At 65.1% G+C, this 17871-nt stretch carries 10 protein-coding genes; 7 read left to right on the top strand and 3 right to left on the bottom strand.

The window, feature by feature from the left end; translation table 11 throughout:
• Positions 1 to 110 precede the first annotated feature (110 nt).
• On the top strand, positions 111 to 3887 hold the full coding sequence (locus BDO18943_RS32915) for an O-linked N-acetylglucosamine transferase family protein (protein WP_175025578.1): 3777 nt from the start codon (positions 111 to 113) through the stop codon (positions 3885 to 3887).
• Positions 3888 to 4170: 283 nt separating this feature from the next.
• Positions 4171 to 5760, top strand: coding sequence for a tetratricopeptide repeat protein (locus BDO18943_RS32910; protein WP_175025577.1), 1590 nt, complete (start codon positions 4171 to 4173; stop codon positions 5758 to 5760).
• Between the two features lie 168 nt (positions 5761 to 5928).
• Here the strand turns inward: BDO18943_RS32910 and BDO18943_RS32905 are convergent, their stop codons facing one another.
• The gene (locus BDO18943_RS32905; RefSeq protein ID WP_175025576.1) at positions 5929 to 7170 is read right to left on the bottom strand and encodes a glycosyltransferase family 9 protein; all 1242 of its coding nucleotides are present in this window, start codon (positions 7168 to 7170) and stop codon (positions 5929 to 5931) included.
• A gap of 434 nt (positions 7171 to 7604) precedes the next feature.
• On the opposite strand from BDO18943_RS32905, the gene BDO18943_RS32900 reads away from it, so the two are divergent.
• From BDO18943_RS32900 to BDO18943_RS32885, 4 genes are all read left to right on the top strand, one after another.
• Entirely contained in the window at positions 7605 to 8036 is a 432-nt protein-coding gene (locus BDO18943_RS32900; protein WP_175025575.1) for a carboxymuconolactone decarboxylase family protein, read from the top strand.
• Positions 8037 to 8543: 507 nt separating this feature from the next.
• Positions 8544 to 10016, top strand: a complete 1473-nt coding sequence (locus BDO18943_RS32895; RefSeq protein ID WP_175025574.1) for a benzaldehyde dehydrogenase — start codon at positions 8544 to 8546, stop codon at positions 10014 to 10016.
• A 14-nt stretch (positions 10017 to 10030) separates the two neighbouring features.
• Positions 10031 to 11158 (top strand): NAD(P)-dependent alcohol dehydrogenase, encoded by a 1128-nt coding sequence (locus BDO18943_RS32890; RefSeq protein WP_175025573.1) that lies wholly within the window; start codon positions 10031 to 10033, stop codon positions 11156 to 11158.
• Between the two features lie 166 nt (positions 11159 to 11324).
• Entirely contained in the window at positions 11325 to 12488 is a 1164-nt protein-coding gene (locus BDO18943_RS32885) for a helix-turn-helix domain-containing protein (protein WP_235996254.1), read from the top strand.
• Positions 12489 to 12737: 249 nt separating this feature from the next.
• On the opposite strand, the gene BDO18943_RS32880 is transcribed toward BDO18943_RS32885, so the two are convergent.
• Together BDO18943_RS32880 and BDO18943_RS32875 are read right to left on the bottom strand one after the other, a co-directional pair.
• Positions 12738 to 13169: a MarR family winged helix-turn-helix transcriptional regulator gene (locus tag BDO18943_RS32880; protein WP_175025571.1), complete on the bottom strand. Its 432-nt coding sequence runs from the start codon at positions 13167 to 13169 to the stop codon at positions 12738 to 12740.
• A complete protein-coding gene (locus BDO18943_RS32875; protein WP_175025570.1) occupies positions 13162 to 13584 on the bottom strand; it encodes an SRPBCC family protein in 423 nt (140 codons plus the stop codon). Before BDO18943_RS32875 ends, BDO18943_RS32880 begins: the two co-directional genes overlap by 8 nt.
• 905 nt (positions 13585 to 14489) lie before the next feature.
• Here BDO18943_RS32875 and BDO18943_RS32870 point away from each other — a divergent pair.
• Complete coding sequence (locus tag BDO18943_RS32870) at positions 14490 to 17816, top strand: hybrid sensor histidine kinase/response regulator (RefSeq protein ID WP_175025569.1); 3327 nt, start codon at positions 14490 to 14492, stop codon at positions 17814 to 17816.
• The last annotated feature ends 55 nt before the right edge of the window (positions 17817 to 17871 follow it).

Genomic DNA, 17871 nt, shown 5'->3' with positions numbered 1-17871 from the left:
GAAATATGACCCTGATCGGTTTCCGAAGCATCTACCGGGCTTGTTCCGGAGCGGGGCACCGGGTCGAATGAACCGATGGCAATGGCGACGCGTCACCCATCCAGTCGAACATGAGCGAACACAACGTTACGGGCAGCGACGCGCCACGCGTCGGCGCGGCAAATGCGGAATTTTCAGCCGGTGTCGCCGCGCATCATGCCGGGCAGGCGGCGGATGCGGCGCGGCATTACCGGGCGGCGATTGCGCTTTACCCCGATCACACCGAGGCACTGAACAATCTCGGCATTCTGCTCGAAGACGAAGGAAATGCCGGCGAGGCGGAGCATTGCTACCGGCGAGCCATCGAGGTTCACCCCGAGAACGTGGACGCGTGCGTCAATCTCGGCCTGCTGCTTCATGACAGGCATCGCTTCGATGAAGCGGAGGCCTGCTACCGCCGCGTATTGACGTTGCATCCCGGTCATGGTCCGGTGTTGCGCAGGCTCGGCCTGCTGCTGCAGGTCACGGGCCGTCACGCCGAAGCCGAACGCACGTTGCGCGAGGCGGTGAGCGCCCGCCCGGGCGACGCCGTGGTGCATGCCGATCTGGCGATGCTGCTTCAAGTGCTCGGGCGAGCCGGCGAAGCGGAGCAGCATTATCGGGAATCGCTCGTGCACGAGCCGAATGCCCCCGCGACGCTCAACCGGTTCGGCACGCTGCTTCACACGCTCGGACGGTTGCCGGAAGCCGAGACTTGTTTCCGGCGTGCGGTTTCGCTGCAACCCGACGCGCGCGAGGCGCGAGGCAACCTCGGCAACGTGCTGTTCGCCCAGCAGCGATACGGCGAGGCCGAAGCGTGTTACCGCGACGTGCTCGCACACGATCCGTCGTTCGCGGAGGTATGGAACAACCTGGGCCGACTGCTGCATGAGGTCGGCAGGCTGGACGAGGCCGCCGCCGCGTTGAGACACGCGCTGACGCTCGATCACGACCGCGTGCCGACCACGTTCAACCTGAGTCTGGTGCTGCTGGCAATGGGGCAGTACGAAGCCGGGTGGCGGCACTACGAAGCGCGCTTCGAGCCCTCCTCGCACTGGGGCGACGCTTCGTCGTATCGCGTTCTGGCCTGCCTGCCGGCGCCGCGCTGGCAGGGCGAACCGCTCGACGGAAAATCGCTGGTCGTCTGGCCCGAGCAGGGGTTCGGCGATGTCGTGCAATTCGCGCGCTATCTGCCGCTGCTCAGGCAGCGCGGAGTGTCGAGGTTGACGGTGGTGTGTCCGGCCGCGTTGACGCGCTTGATCGCAACGGTCGATGGCGTGGATCGTTGCGTCGGGATTGACGAGGCGGCAACGCTGCCGGCACACGATTACGCCATCCCGATCATGAGTCTTCCGTTGCGCTGCGGCACGACGCTCGACACGATACCTGCAACGGTGCCTTATCTGCACGTGCCGGCACCGCTCGTCGAGCACTGGCGGAGCAGCGTGCCGGCCGCCGGCCTGAAGGTCGGGCTGGTCTGGGCGGGCGATCCGCGCCCCGATCAGCCGCAGGCACACGCGACGGATCGCCGGCGCTCGCTTCCGGCAAGCGCGTATCTGCCGCTGCTGCAGATTCCGGGCGTGAGTTTCGTGAGCTTGCAGAAAGGCGAAACGACCCGCCGGCAGATCGACACGATTCCGCCGTCGCTGCGTCCTGTCGATCCGATGGCGCACGTGCGCGACTTCGCAGACACGGCGGCGATCATCGCCCATCTGGATCTCGTGATTACCGTCGATACGTCGGTTGCGCATGTGGCGGGCGCATTGGGCAAGCCGGTCTGGATCCTGTCGCGCTTCGACGGCTGCTGGCGCTGGCTCGCGGATCGCGACGATTCGCCGTGGTATCCGCGCACGCGGCTGTTCCGTCAATCGGAACCGGGGCAGTGGAGCGATGTCGTCGAGCGTGTTGCGGGGACGCTCGAGCACCTGCGTGACGAACGGAATGCGTCGCGCGTATCGGCGGCATCTCAGGAAGAACTGGATCGGCAGTTTTCGCAGGGCCTGCAGCTGTGTCAGCAGCGCCGTTTGGCGGAGGCCGTCGCCTATTACGATGCGGTGCTCTCAACCGCGGCGGATCCGTCCGTTCGAGCCTACCTGCTGGGCTATCGGGCGCAGTCGCTCAACGGTCTTGGCCGCGTCGACGAAGCGCTCGAGCAGACCGATCAGGCGTTGCAACTCGATCCTTCCCAGTTGAGTGCGCTATGCACCCGTGCTTACGCGTTGTTGCTGAAGCAACAGTTTCAGTTGTGTCTTGAATGCTGCGACCGGGGGCTGGCATTCCATCCTGACCGAATTGAACTGCTGCACAACCGGACCGCTGCACTGGCCGGGCTCATGTGCAATGAAGCTGCGCTGGAGACGAGCGAACGCATCCTGGCGCAGAACCCGAACGACGCAAGGGCGCTCAACAACAGTGCGGTCATGCTCGACCGATTGGCACGTTACGACGAAGCGGCCCGGCGCTACAAACGTGCGGTTGCGGTCAATCCCGACGAGCCCTGGGTGCTGGGCGCGTTGTTGACCGCACAATTGCGCACGTTCGACTGGGACGGGCTTGACGGGCTACAGCAGGACATCGCGTCCCGGGTGGCCGAGGGCCGCCCGACCATCGAACCGTTTCGCTACCTGGCCGTATGTGCCGACCCGCAGCAGCAACTGGATGCGGCCCGGATCTATGTGGCCCACCGCGTTCCCAGGCCCGCAACGCATTCGGTCTTTCGGGCTGCAGGCATGCCGCGCGAAAAGATCCGCATCGGCTATTTTTCATCGGACTTCCGCACGCATCCGATGATGGAATTGATGGCGGAAGTGTTCGAGCTGCACGATCGGGAGCAGTTCGAGATCCATGCATTTTCGTTCTTCAACGACCCGCGCGACCCGGCACAGATGCGGGCTCGAACGGCCTTCGATCGCTTTCACGATGTCGACGGCATGACATCCGACGAGATCGTTGCCACCGCGCTGAACGAGACGCTGAATATCGCCATCGACCTGAACGGACACACCATGGGCGCGCGACCGACGGTGTTCGCGGCGCGCGTCGCGCCGGTACAGATCGCCTACCTGGGCTATCCCGCCAGCACGGGCGCCGACCATATCGATTACATCCTCGCCGACGAGGTCGTGATTCCGCGCACGCACCGGCACTTTTATTCAGAGCAGGTCATTTACCTGCCGGGGTCGTTTCAGCCCAACGATCGCCATCGCGAGCAGCCCGGCAGGCAGCTGGATCGTTCGGCCTATGGGCTGCCGGCGCACGGATTCGTATTCAGCTGCTTCAACGATCCCGTGAAGCTGCTGCCGTTCATGTTCGAACGCTGGGTCAGCATCCTCAAGGCGGTCGACGGCAGTGTGCTCTGGCTCCACTGTCGAGACAGCGGAATTGCACAGGACAACGTGCGGCGCGAAGCGGCCGCGCGCGGGCTCGATCCCGACCGGATCGTCTTTGCACCACGCGTGCCGTTGGCCGAACACTTCGCACGGCAGGCCTGCGCCGATCTCTTCCTCGATACCGTTCCGTTCAACGCCGGGGCCACGGCAAGCTGCGCGCTTTGGTGCGGGTTGCCGGTACTGACGGTGCCGGGCGACACGTTTGCCAGCCGGTATGGCGCGAGCCTGCTGGCGGCGCTCGGTTTGCCGGAGTTGATCGCGCCGGATCTCGACGCTTATGAGGCCAGCGCAGTGGATCTTGCACGTTCGCCGCGCAGGCTCGACGCAATCAGGCAAAAGCTCCGTGACGCGCGGGATCGGTCACCGCTCTTCGACACGCGTCGCTTCGTGCATCATCTGGAGCACGCTTACCGCATCGTCGTGCAACGCTATGCCAGCGGATTACCGCCGGACACCCTCGACCTGACGAACGCGGATTGACCACGCCACATGCGCCGGCGCGACGAATATTGGGGGAAAAAGAATCTGCTGGATAATGCGCGACACAGTAAAACCTGGCGCTCGCACCGCCAAACGAAATTCGAAAACTGCGGAAAAAGCCGGTGTGCGGGCCTTGTCGGCCCATGAGATCGAGTCGCCGCCACACCGAACTGGTGTCGCCGATTGGCAATCGTGCGTTGCGTCGAGCAATGTGGCGTAGCGGCAGAAGCATGATGGACAGATCGATGCTATCGCATCGCATAACTTACTATCGGGGAACGGGATGTCGTTTGATGAGGACTTCAATGGCGTCGCTGCACAGGTGCGCGACGCGGAGGCGGCCGGGCAGTTCGACCGGGCGGTTGATCTTTTCCAGGTCCTGTTTGAAAAATATCCACGTCACGACCTCGTTCTGAAACCCTATCTGGACGCACTCTTGCGTCAGGGGCAGACAGAAAAGGCGCTCGACGCTTGCGATCGCGCCATCGCCGCGACACCCGAGTCGACCGTGCCGTGGCGCGAAAGGGCGCTGATCTACTTCAATCATCTGAACGATCGCACCGCCGCCATCGCCAGTTTGAAAGAGGGCCTGGCCGCATTTCCGTCCAATGCGGAGCTGCATCTGATGCTTGCCGATGCGAGTTTTCAGATGCTCGACTTCGATACATCACGCCGGCATGGCTTGAAGGCGGCCGAATTCGGCGACCTGACCATCGCGTTGCGGGCACGTCATCGATTCCTCGAAGATCATGAAGGTGCCGTACGCATCGCGCGCGCGATCCTGGAGCAGTACCCGACGGAAATCGGCGCGCTCGTGCAGGGCGGCATCTCGCTCTACTTGCTGGGGCGCTTCGAAGAAAGCCTGGGCTATCTGTACCGGGCCGCCGAACACGATCCCTATCGAGGCGACGTCCTGTTTCCCCTCGCGAATCTGCTCTTGCTGCTGGGTGACAAGAAGGCCGGCTGGCGCCGATATGAAATGCTGGCCGATCTTGCGTCGCTCGGCAGCGGCCCCGGTGTCCTGACCACCCATCACGACCGCTTGTGGCGCGGGCAGTCTCTCGAAGGCAAGCGCATTCTGGTGATCAGCCATCTCGGCCTTGGCGATTGCCTGATGTACGCACGTTACGCCCGGGACCTGAAGGCAGCGGGCGCCCATGTCACGCTCTGCGTCAAGCCGGAATTGATGCAGCTGCTGCGCGAACTCGAAGGCGTCGATGAATTGTTGAGCGCCTGGCCGGTCGAGACCTGGGGCAGCTACGACTACTGGATCTTCGAAAACTTGCTGCCCGCGAGACTGGGCGCGAGCGAAGGGGTGGTACCCACCTACCGGGACGGCTATATCAAGCTGAAGGCCGCGGATGCCGCCAGGGCACTGGATGACCGCCGTCGCGCATCCGATCGGCTGCGAATCGGCTTGTGCTGGGACACGTCACCCAATTATTTTGCGGGGCGCGCTCGCAGTCTTGCGCCTGAAGATCTCCAGCCGTTGGCCGAGATTGAAAACGTCGACTGGTTCGTGCTGCAGAAACATCCGCTCGAGCCGGACTTCGCGACGCGTAGCGGACTGTCTATCCTGAATCGATCCGATGAGTGGAACGATCTTTACGATACGGCGGTATTTGCCGCATCCCTGGACCTGACCCTCTCGATCTGCTCGGCGCCCGTGCACCTGGCCGGCTCGCTGGGCCTGCCCGCGTGGGTCATGCTCGGTGCGCCGGAGTGGCGCTGGGGCGCGCAGGGCGATACGGGGCCCTGGTATCCGCAGATTCGGACCTTTCGTCAGGCGGCACCCGGTAACTGGCGTAGCGTTACCGAGGCGGTGCGTGATGCACTGAAAGCGGAGCGCGGGGCCTTGCGCCGAGTGGAGTGACGGGCGACACGTTGCGGTCGCAACGGATCATCGACGCACGCCCGGCGCGGTGATCGTCGCTTTGACGAGTGATGTGTGCGGTGCCGGGCATCCCGGTGCAATCACGACGCCGTGGGCAATCGTACCGACAGGTGCGCGTGCCGCGGCGCCAAACCTCGGTATCGGCTACTACGCCGAGTCATTGCCGGACAACGCATCCGCCATCTCCCGTACCGGTCTGCTCCAGTCGCCCAACGTCGCCTGCCGATACAACTGCATCGATCGGTACCACGGCGTATCGCGATGGCTGTTGGACCAGCGCTCGTCGCATGCGGCCGACAGCAACACCCACACGGGCCGCCCGAGTGCGCCGGCGAGGTGAGCCGGCCCGGTATCCACCGCAATCAACAAATCCAGCGCATTGAGGACGACGGCGGTATCGCCGAGATCGCTCAGCTCGTCGCCAATGACGCCAATGCCGTATTTATCCAGCAGCGCTTGCTCTTCGTCGGTGATCTTGCCGAACTGCAGCGCGTGGAATCGGGTCGCCGGCGCACCGAACAATGGCTCGAGTTGCGCCAGAGAGATGGATCGATACGGTTCGTGGCGCACCGACGTATTGCTGCGCCAAATCAAGCCGATCTCGCGAACGCCATCGCGTCGATGGTTGAACGTGTCGGCAAGACGTGGCGTCAGTTCTCGTCCGGTTGGCGCCTGTACGTATGAATTCGTCCAGCTGGGGAAGTAGGGCGTCGTCTGATACCGGACAAACAGGTCAAACGTGCAGAGGATGCAGTCGCTTTGATCAATGGCATCGCTGGCGTTCTCGACGATCGTGATCCAGTCATAGGCGGCGAATACCGGTGCCAATATGCCTGGTACCTGCAATACGATGGTCGAGGCACCTTCGTCCCGCAACAAGTGCAGATACCGGGAAAACATGATGACATCGCCAAGACCGCCTTCCTGAAGGATGAGCACGCGCCGTCCGGCGACTGACGCGTCGAATCGAAGCAGCTTGTCGATAATTCGCCCGTACTCGCTCGTATGCGCGGGATAAATGTTTGAAACCACGCCGGCTCGCCCCCATGCATCGCGCGATCTCCGATTGAGCGCGTGGGCTTCGCGGAAATGACCTTGCGCATAGCGTGCGATCACCAATTCGGCGCTCAACACCCGGAGGTCCGGTTCGTGGTGAAGCTCCGTGAGCGATTGCATCAACAGCGTTTCGGCTTGCGCAAACAGGCCGAGATGGTTCATGTCGATGCCGATCTGCGCGCGCAGAAACGGATCGTCAACCCGGTCTGCAATTTCCTTCACCACCCGGATCGCTTCTTCGGCGTGACCCGAGCGTCTGAGCGCGCGACACAGCGCAAGTCCGGTGCTCGCGGATTTGTCCCGCAGGTAGGCCTGGTACGCGCTGTCGAGCACGGAGTGGTCGCTTGTCAATTTATCCCCTGTGAAATGGAGCCGGCCCAGGCGCGATCATATGCTCGACGTCTGTTTCTGTCTCGGGCACGGTTTGCGCTGCGACGGGCGCTTCAACCTGGCGCAGCGAGGGCGGCGACCTCGGTGATAGGCGCTCGCTTTCACGCCGGCCTGTGTTGCGGAACGATCCCGATTATCTCGCATTGCTTGCACGACGCGGTGCGTTCCCGGCAAGCCGGTTGCCAATCGAAACGAGTAGGCGGCAATTGCGTCCCGAAAGCGCCGATACCGTTGCATATGGATTGGCACATCGTGCTGCTGGTTCGGTTTCAACGGCCGTACGTTCGCGCAATGTCCCATTCATTCGATCATTTTTTGCACCTTCATAGTGGGGCAAGATTTTCCTAAGATGCAGGCTTCATGACAAGGAAATCAACATGAACACACTTCGATTGCCCTACCAGACCCTGTCGCCCGACGCTTACCGAGGCTTCGGCGCCACCAAGAAAGCGCTGGAGAAGAGCAGCCTCGGGAAACAATTGATCGAACTGGTTTACCTGCGGGTTTCGCAGATAAATGGCTGTGCCTTCTGCCTGGAGATGCACGCGGCGGCGCTGCGCGCCGGCGGTGTGCCGGATGCGAAGCTGGACAGTCTGGCCGGCTGGCGCGTGAGTCCGCATTTCAGCGAACGCGAGCGCGTGGCGCTGGCCTGGACGGAATCGCTGGCGGACGTGGCGGAAAGCCACGCGCCCGATGAGGATTTCGAACCGCTGAAAGCACATTTCAGCGAGGCTGAAATCGCGGACCTGAGCTTCGCTGTCGCACTGATGAGTGCCTTCAATCGTTTGGCGATCGGCATGCGTCAGTGAAGTTCGGATGGGTCGCATTCGCTACCCGCGAAGTGCCGGACCAGTCCGGCAACGCGCTTGCCGAACCGACGTCGAGCAGGCCGCTTAAAAAATCGTTCCCCAGGCTTGCCGGGGCCTCACCTCCGCCGACGGCTCGTTCGACTTCGGGCCGGCGGTGCCGGACACGTCGACAGCGCACGCCCGCAACCACCTTTCCCATTCCGTGATCGGGTTTGGACGCACATCGATCGGTGCGTCGGGTCGACCCGTGTCCGGTCGCCCTTGACTGCCGCCAGAGCCGCTTTGGCATGGACCGTGAGTGTGGAGTCGACGCGCCCTTCGCGCGGCGTACCAGAGTGTTCAGTTTCCGTACACGTCGATGCCTCGCCCCACCGACCGGCGCGGGTGCGGCGGGTGGGAACAAACCCGGATAGCGCCGCGTCCTCCCGGTCGCCTACCGTCGCGCGGATGCCGGTCGGGGCGATCACGATCCCGATTCGGCGGGTCGCGATTTCTTCAGGAGCGTACATGGATAGCAGCAACAACACGGCACTGTTCGACGCCGCCCTCTGGCACGGCAACACCTTCAACGGACGCTGGCACGCCAGCCCGCACGTGGCCGACGTGATCGAACCCGCGACCGGCAACACGCTCGGCCGCATCGGTGTCGCGGACGGTGCGGCCGTGGCCGACGCGGCGGTGGCCGCGCATCGCGCGCAGCGCGCGTGGATCGGCCTGCCGTACGACGAACGCGCGGCGGTTCTGCGCCGCGCGGCAGCCGTCGCGGAAACGCACTTCGATGCGATCGTCGACTGGCTCGTGCGCGAAAGCGGCTCGACGCGCGCGAAAGCGGCGTTCGAGACGTCCATCACGATCAAGGCATTGCACGAAGCGGCCGGGCTGCCCTCGCGCGCGGCCGGCGAAGTGCTGCCGTCGACGGCGGGCCGGCTGTCGCTCGCGCGCCGCCGCCCGCGCGGCGTGGTCGGCGTGATCTCGCCATTCAACTTCCCGCTGTACCTCGCGATGCGCGCGGTCGCGCCGGCGCTCGCGCTCGGCAACGCAGTCGTGCTGAAGCCCGATCCGCGTACTGCCGTGAGCGGCGGTGTCGCGATCGCCCGCGTGTTCGAGCTCGCCGGCTTGCCGGAAGGCGTGCTGCACGTGCTGCCCGGCGACGGCGCGGCCGGTGCGGCGCTGGTCGCCGATCCGCACGTCGCGATGATCCAGTTCACCGGCTCCACCGCGGCCGGGCGCAAGGTCGGCGAAGCAGCGGGCCGCCACCTGAAGAAAGTGTCGCTCGAACTCGGCGGCAAGAACTCGCTGATCGTGCTCGACGACGCCGATCTCGAGCGCGCCGTCGCCAACACCGCATGGGGCGCGTACCTGCACCAGGGCCAGATCTGCATGGCGACCGGCCGCGTGCTCGTGCAGCGCAAGATTCACGATCGTTTCGTCGCGAAGCTCGTCGAGAAGGCGCAAAGTCTGCGGGTGGGAGACCCCGCGACCGCGGACGTCGGCCTCGGCCCGCTGATCAATGCCGCGCAGCGCGACCATGCGGCGAGCCTAGTCGACGCGGCCCGCCGCGCCGGCGCACGCGTCGAGACGGGCGGCGGCCATCGCGACCTGTTCTTCGAGCCGACCGTGCTGAGCGGCGTCGCGCCGGGCAATCCGGCGTTCGACAACGAGATATTCGGGCCGGTCGCGGTCGTCGTGCCGTTCGATACCGACGAGGATGCCATCGCGCTCGCGAACCGGAGCGAATACGGGCTGTCGATGGCGATCCTGTCCGCCGACGTCGGTCGCGCGCTCAGGATCGGCGAGCGGTTGAACACCGGGCTGTTGCACATCAACGACCAGACGGTCAACGATGAAGTGATCAATCCGTTCGGCGGCGTCGGCGCATCGGGCAACGGCTCGAGCATCGGCGGCAGCGCGAACTGGGAAGAATTCACGCAGTGGCAGTGGCTGACGATCAAGGGTGAAGCGCCGCTGTACCCGCTTTGACAAGGAGACCGACCATGTACACCGAAAACGATACACGCGTGATGACCGCAGCCGTCGCGCGCGCAGCCGGCGCGCGCTTCTCGATCGAATCCGCCCGGATCCGTGCGCCGCGCGGCGACGAGGTGCTGGTGCGCGTCGTCGCGACGGGCCTGTGCCACACCGACCTGATCGTGCGCGACCAGTACTACCCGGTGCCGCTGCCGGCCGTGCTCGGTCACGAGGGCGCCGGCGTGGTCGAGGCCGTCGGCCCGAACGTGAAGACGCTCGCCGCGGGCGATCACGTCGTGCTCACCTATGGCGCGTGCGGCCACTGCACGTCGTGCGTCGGCGGTCACGGCGCGTACTGCCGGCAGTTCTTTCCGCTGAATTTCGGCGGCGCCGACGCCGACGGACAGACCGCGATCCGTGACGCATCCGGACAGCCGCTGCACGATCATTTCTTCGCGCAGTCGTCGTTCGCGAGCTATGCGCTCGCACGCGAGAACAATGCGATCAAGGTGCCGACGGAGGCGCCGCTCGAACTGCTCGGGCCGCTCGGCTGCGGGATCCAGACCGGCGCCGGCGCGGTGATTCATTCGCTCGCGGTGCGCCCGGGCAGCAGCTTCGCGAGTTTCGGCGCCGGCGCGGTCGGCATGAGCGCCGTGATGGCCGCACGCATTGCGGGCGCCAGCACCATCATCGCCGTCGACATCGTCCCGTCGCGGCTCGCGCTGGCCCTGGAGCTCGGCGCGACGCACGCGCTCAACAGCAAGGAAGTCAACGTCGTCGACGCGATTCGCGAGATCACCGGCGGCGGCGTCGACTTCGCGCTCGAATCGACCGGATTGCCGGCCGTGCTGTCGCATGGGATCGACGCGCTCGGCTCGCGCGGCACGATGGGCGTGGTGGGCGCGCCGAAGCTCGGCACGAAGGCCGAATTCGACGTGAACAGCCTGCTGCTCGGCGGCCACACGATCCGCGGTATCGTCGAAGGCGATAGCGTGCCGCAGACGTTCATTCCGCAGCTCGTGCAGCTCCATCTGCAAGGGCGGTTTCCGTTTGACCGCCTGGTGAAGTTCTACCCGCTCGAACAGATCAACCAGGCAGCGGAGGACAGCAGCAACGGCCTGACGCTCAAGCCGATCCTGCGTTTGCCGCATTGAGCGCGGGGTGCCGCCGCCATGGGCGACCCCGAGTCGACCACACGCGGTGGCCCCCCCGTGGAAAACACGCTGCTTCGGACCCTGGGCTATATTGCGAATTCGCGCGACACGCCGGGCCGGTACGCCCGGCCCGGAAATTCGACCCCATATGGAACGCAGCGTGAAGATGGCCTCCGACTCCCTTTCACGGCCCGTCGATCTCGACCGGCTCCGCGCCCGCTTCGCGGCGGGTGAGCCGCTGCCGGAGACGGCGTTGCCGGCCAGCGTCGCGCGCTCGTGGCTGCGTTCGCGTGACGCCGGGCTCCTGCCGTGGCAAACCGCCCACTACGAAATGCTCGGCGAGCTCGATGACTCGCGCGCCGGCCGGCGGCTGTACCGCTGCGTCGCGCAGGAAATCGAATCGCTGTGGGCCGCGTTCGGCGGCAGCGACTGGACGATCTTCTGCGTCGATCCGCACGGCACGGTCGTCCATGTGCGACGCAGCCCGCATTGCGACGAAGCGCTGCTGACGCCGATCGTTGCCGGGCGCCGGATCGTCGAGCCGAACATCGGCACGACCGCGCCGAGCTGCGTGATTCACGACGGTGCGGAGGCGGTCGTCGCGGGCGCCCAGCACTATCTTGACGAACTTTCGCGGGTCTTCTGTCTCGCGGTGCCGCTGGTCGGCTTCGACGGCGAGGTGATCGGTGCGCTCGACATCACCGGCATCGGGCGGCGCAACGTCGTGCAGCTGCATGAACAGTTCCGCCATGCGGCGCTGTCCGCCGAGCAGCGGCTGTATGCGATGCTGCGCGACTGCCATCTGCTGCAGGTGCAATACGATCCGCGCTGGCTCGGCACGCCGCTCGCCGGCGTCGTCGCGCTCGACGAAACAGGCTGCGTGCGCGCGGTGAGCCGCCTGGCGCGCCAGATGCTCGATCTCGCGCCGTCCGGGCCGATCGGCGCGTGCGAGGTTCGGCAGTTGTTCCCCGGCGCGACGCCTGCGCAACAGCGTCGTTTGCTGACACCGTCGCGCACGCCGCAGCGGATCGCGCGCGACGACGGCAGTCACGTTTGGGTGCGCACCGTGCGCGCGCCGCTCGATCGGGCGACGACGCCGCGCCAGTCCGATACGCTCGAATACGCAGCCGACGTCTGCAGCACGACGCCGGCTGCGAGTCCGCAGGCCAGCCTGCACGAGCAGTCACTCGATGCAATCCGCCGGGCGCTCGACGAGCACGACGGCAATGTGTCGGCCGCCGCGCGGCAGCTGGGTATTTCGCGCACCACGCTGTACGCGAAGCTCAGGCAGCTCGATGCAGCGGGACTCAAGCACGGCGGGCCGCACTGACGCATCGTGCATTAGCCGGAAGAGACCGGCGCGTTCGCGCCGCGGCATGCGCATCGATTCACGACAGGCGATCTCTCGATGCAGGGATGCGGATGCGCCCAGCCGTCGTCGCACATGGTGCGAGCGGTTCGACGTGATTTGGCGTGCAATCGGGCCGGCGCAAAGTCGAGGTGCGTAAGGGGGCGCTTGAGAAAACCGTAAATAAAGGACGTTTAGCGGTACGAGGCCAAAACGCCGCATTGGCATGAATCATCGACCCAGCGCTTTTAGCACGGCTATCAGCGCCTCTTGGTCCTCAACGACTTCAAAGAAGGCACGATCTGCATCTTCGACAACCTTCACCGCCCGAACGGCGAGGTCTGCGCCCGCGGGCGTGATGTCGATGATCTGCGCTCGCGAATCAGATGGATCAGGCGTTCGCGTCAGCAGCGCCCGCTCGGCGAGTACGCGGAGGACCTGCGAGGTCATCATCGGGTCGGTATTGGCGTGCTCGGCAATGCGGCGCTGACTTGGCGTCTCCCCGGCAACGCGTGTAATCCACCAGGTACTGGTCAGCAGGACGAATTGAACGTGCGTCAGCCCCAACGGCCTCAGCGCTGCAGTAATACGACGCTGCCAGCCCAGCGTCGCTCGCCATAGCAGAAGTCCGGGACTTTCGCCAGGGTGAAGGGATTCACTCACCCAGCTGCTCCGCCCGCAAACCAAGGGCAGCGATCACGTCTGCGAAGTCAGCAGTGACAGCCGCACCCACCGTCCCGGCTACCGGCTCGGGTCCATCGACTTCGCAGCGATATGTGATCTTCGTGCCGCGCTCGGTCGGCGACAGTTCGTGACGAACGCGAACAACCACGCCAGCGTCAGGTACTTCGGTGACATCCTCGAAGCCCTTGTCAGCCTCAACCCACGCGAAGCGGAACGGCAACCTCGTCGAGTCCGGCAGAACCATCACAGCAGTCGTGCCTGCCTGAAACGCCCCGTGCATCTCGATTCTCAGGACACCTTCGTTCCACTCCGACCACTTCTCCGGCTCCGCCAGAACGCTGAAGACCCGTGCCGGTGTCGCGGCACATTCGCCTGTAACCTCAACTGTCCACATGCCCGCTCCTTTTTTTCTAAATAGTATGCGCGCATACTATTCTGAGACGGGTTCCGCCGTCAACCATCTCACGGCCGGCAGTCGTGAGCCACGGTACCTCGTTCGTCAGGCGCACCACTTTCAGCGTGCCGATGCTGGCGTACTCCGACGGCTTGATGACGACCATGTTGCTGACGTGCAGTGCGGGCACGATCTCGTGGAAGCGGCGTGGCGCGTAGTGAGGAACGCTTGCATAAACAGTCGGTGGAATTGCCAAGAACGCCTTGTTTTTCGAGCTGACGTTAACTGAACCGTCCAGACCCAACGAGCCGCCATCAGACTTGTTCCGGCGAAATTGAGATATTTCCCGCTTGCACCAGGATCCGTCTCATTGACCCGGAATCGCGATCCACTGATCATTCAATCAATATTCTTTGGCGTGGACCTTCAAACGGGTTGGAGCGCAGAAGCGTGAGTGCAGCGAATCGGCATGGATGCCGCAGACATTCCGTGCCGCCGACAATTCGCTGGCCTGCCTGAATCGTCTACGAACACCTCCACTCCCGACCTTGGGCGTGGCGTCGCCGCGAGGCGACGGCATCGCGAACGAACCGATGGCTCATCGAGCAACCGGCTTGCAACCGCCGCGATTTGCCCGGTTCGCGATCGGCCATGCCCTGAAGCCGCAGAACAAGGTACTCACGTACGAGCGCCGGGTCGTGAACTGCGTACGTGATGGCACGGTTGCCGGCACCCGGTCATCGGTGGCCGCCACGTCAACCTCGTGTGCCTGGAGACACGAGACTGTTCTCGCGAGTCACGAACGCATGGCCTGACTGCGGATCACGAACCTTTCAGAAATGTTACAATGCGGCTTGTTGTGATGAATTTACGGGCGAAAGGGCGCGTGATCAGAGGCGTTGCCCATGGAAAGTAATCGAAGTACCAATGTCCAGAAACTGGCGCAGAGCGCGCAGCGGCTGAACGTCGGCCTGCTGGTCGTCATCGTCCTCGCGTTCTTTTTCCTCGGCACGACCTATTGGGCCGTATCCCGCGTGTTGCAGGTGGAGCAGGCGAAGATCGATCGCCACTTCGAGCGGCTCATCGGGAATATCGTCGAGCATGAGCGCTTTCTGCTCCAGTACGTCCGTGCCACCAAGCCGGCGCCGCAATCGGCCTCGCAGACGGAGCGCCGGCAGCCGCGCGTGGACCTGGCCTTGCTTCAGGTCATGCCCCACGGCGACGTGGATGTCTATGAGGGGCAGCAGTTCGTCTTTTCGCAAAAGTTCGCGCTGGCGCTGCCCGGCGGCCCTTCCGTACCGTTGACATCCGAGGCGCGCGCGCGGCAATTCCAGCTCGGCGTGCTGTCGACCAGCTTCTACTCGGGCTTCTGGAGCGGTTCTCGATACCCCGCCCCGCAGATGCTGATGATCGACCTGGACAGCCCGGCCGGCATGGCGGTGCCGGCCATGGATGCCCGGCCGAACCAGCCGATCCCGGCGCGCGAAGGCATGCTGCGCGTGCTCAAGGGCGTCCGCGATCGGTTGCACGACGATCCGCCGGCGCCCGGCATGCCGGAGGTCCACTGGCGCAAAGGCGGCGACTTCGTCCGCGGCACGACGCCGAAACTGCTGGCGTACGTCTACGATACCGTGCCGGAGAGCATGTGGTGGCAAGACGACTCGCCGCGTCGCATCGTCGCGGCGGTCGTGCTGGATCTGGAGAGTATCGGCCGGGAGCTGGGCGTGACGGCCGTTCCATCGATCGATCTGGCCGGTCCCGACGGCCAGGCCCTGTTGGGCGACGGCGAACACGTCCGGCAGTATGCGAACGGCATCCATCTGCTGGCCGATGGGCTCATCGTCAAGCGCACCGGCGGCACCGGACGGGGCTGGCAGGCGGTCTATCACATCCCGTATCAGCAACTGATCCTGGACGGGTACTGGTCCCTCGCCAAGCTGCTGCTGGCGCTGCTGACCGTCCTCGGATCGGGCTGGCTCCTCACGCGCTGGTACCGTCAGCACGTCGTCACGCCGGCCAGCGACGCGCATCAGGCACTGCAGGAAAGCCATGCCTTCAATCACGCCATCATCCAGACCGCCCCGGTTGCGTTGTGCGTGCTTGGCGACGGGGGGCGCAAGGTCGTCACGCAAAATGCGCTGGCGACCGAATGGCTGGGCGGCCCCGACGACATCAGGACCCTGACGCGCCACTGGCACATGTTCGAGGACGGCGAACCGGTTTCCGGCGAGGCCTGCGCGGTCGTCGGTCCGTTGTTCCTGCACGCGCGTTACGCGCCCACGCAATACCAGGGCGCCAGCGTGCTGCTCTGCGCGTTCCACGACATCACCGCCCACCGCGTGGCGGAGTCCGCGCTGCGGCGCGCCAGCGCGGCGGCGGACGCCGCCAACGAGGCGAAGAGCCGCTTTCTTGCGACCATGAGCCACGAGATCCGTACCCCGCTGTACGGTGTGGTCAGCACGCTCGAGCTGCTCGGCCTGACGCAGCTGAATGTATGCCAGCAAGGTTACGTCCGGACCATCGGTCACTCGGCCGACATCCTGCTGCAGTTGATCAGCGACATCCTCGACATCTCCAAGATCGAGGCCGACCAGATGCCGCTCGAAGCCGAGGCCTTTTGTCCGCAAGACGTGGCGGACGAAACCTTGCGCAGCTACGCGGCCAGGGCGCACGAGAAGGGTCTGCAGCTGTACGGCTGCATCGATACCGACGTGCCGGCACGGGTGATCGGCGACAGCACGCGTATTCGCCAGATCCTCGGCAACCTTGTCGGTAACGCGATCAAGTTCACCAGCGCCGGTCGTGTGGTGCTGCGTCTGCGCCGGGTACACGACGATGCAGGCGACGCGAAGCGCGAGGTCCGATTGCAATGGGAGGTGGTGGACACCGGCGCCGGCATGTCGAAGGCGCAACAGGCGCGGCTGTTCGAGCCGTTCTATCAGGTCGAGGACGGTCGCCCGCAGGTCGGCGGCACGGGGCTCGGACTGTCGATCTGCTGGCGCCTGTGCCGGTTGATGGGCGGCGCGCTCGACGTGGCCAGCGTGCCCGGCCTCGGCAGCCAGTTCAATTTCAGCGTCACGCTGGACCTGCCGCTGGCGGACACGGCGCCCGCCGGGACGCCGTCGCCCGGCCAGACCATCTACGTGCGCGCCCCCACGCCGGAGCTGACCGATAGCGTTTGCCGCTGGCTCGCGAAGCAGGGCGGGCATGCCGTTGCCGTGCCGCCGGGCGCAGGAGACGGGGCAGCGGACGATACGGACCTGCTGCTGGAGCTGCTGCCCGAATGGCTGCCGCCGATGACGTGGCGGGGCGTTCGCGTGCAGGCCAGACATGACGCGGCACTCCGGCCGCAGCCGTGCGCCGAGGGCTGGCAGGTCAACCTGCACTGCCGGGCGGGCGTGCTGGAGGCACTGGCCGTGGCCGCGGGCAGTGCCTGGTCGGCCGACGAAGACGATGTGCCTGCGCCGGCGTGGCAACCGCTCGGCCTGCGTGTGCTGGTAGCCGAGGACAATCCGATCAACCGCATGCTGCTGACGGCCCAGCTCGAGCAACTGGGCTGCACGGTAACGGTGGCGGCCAACGGCGAAGAGGCGTTGCACGCTCAGCGATCCAGCCCGTGCGACGTGGTGCTCACCGACGTAAACATGCCGGTGCTGGATGGCTATCGACTCGCGAGCGCCTTGCGCGAGCAGGATGCCGCGCTGCCCATCATCGGCGTGACCGCCAACGCCATGCGCGACGAGGGCGAGCGCTGCCTCGCCGCGGGCATGAACGCGTGGCTGACCAAGCCGATGCGTTTGCAGACGCTGCACGAAAAATTGTGCAAGGTGGCACGCGCAAATGGCTCGGTAATCGCTGTACGGCCGGAAACGACGAACGCGATCGAGCGCGGCTGCGTGCAACGCAAGGGCGGGTACGCGCCGGACGTGCGCGCCGTTCATGCACCGTCCGCCGACGGGCTGAAGGTGCCGGCACTCATGCGCGAGGTATTCGTGTCTACGATGCGCGAAGACCTCGATGCCGTTCGAGCTTCTATTCACCGCGACGATCCGGTGCAAGTGCGAGCCCTGCTGCATCGTATGCATGGCGGGCTGTCGGTGGTTGGCGGCCAGGTGCTCGCAAACGCCTGCAGCAGACAGCAGGAGGCGCTGGCCGACGGCTCACCGCTGGCCGGCAATCAGGCACTGCGGACGCTGGTCGTGCGAATCGAGTCGGCGGTGATGCACTTGTAGAAGTGGAGCCGGGGGCAAAGTCTCGTGTGCCGAGCGGCAGGGAAAACGGGTTGGC

Origin of the sequence: Burkholderia aenigmatica (assembly GCF_902499175.1) — a bacterium.
Classification (GTDB): Bacteria; Pseudomonadota; Gammaproteobacteria; order Burkholderiales; family Burkholderiaceae; genus Burkholderia; species Burkholderia aenigmatica.
The sequence above is the reverse complement of the archived record's forward strand: the minus strand, read 5'-3'. Positions and strand labels throughout refer to the sequence as shown.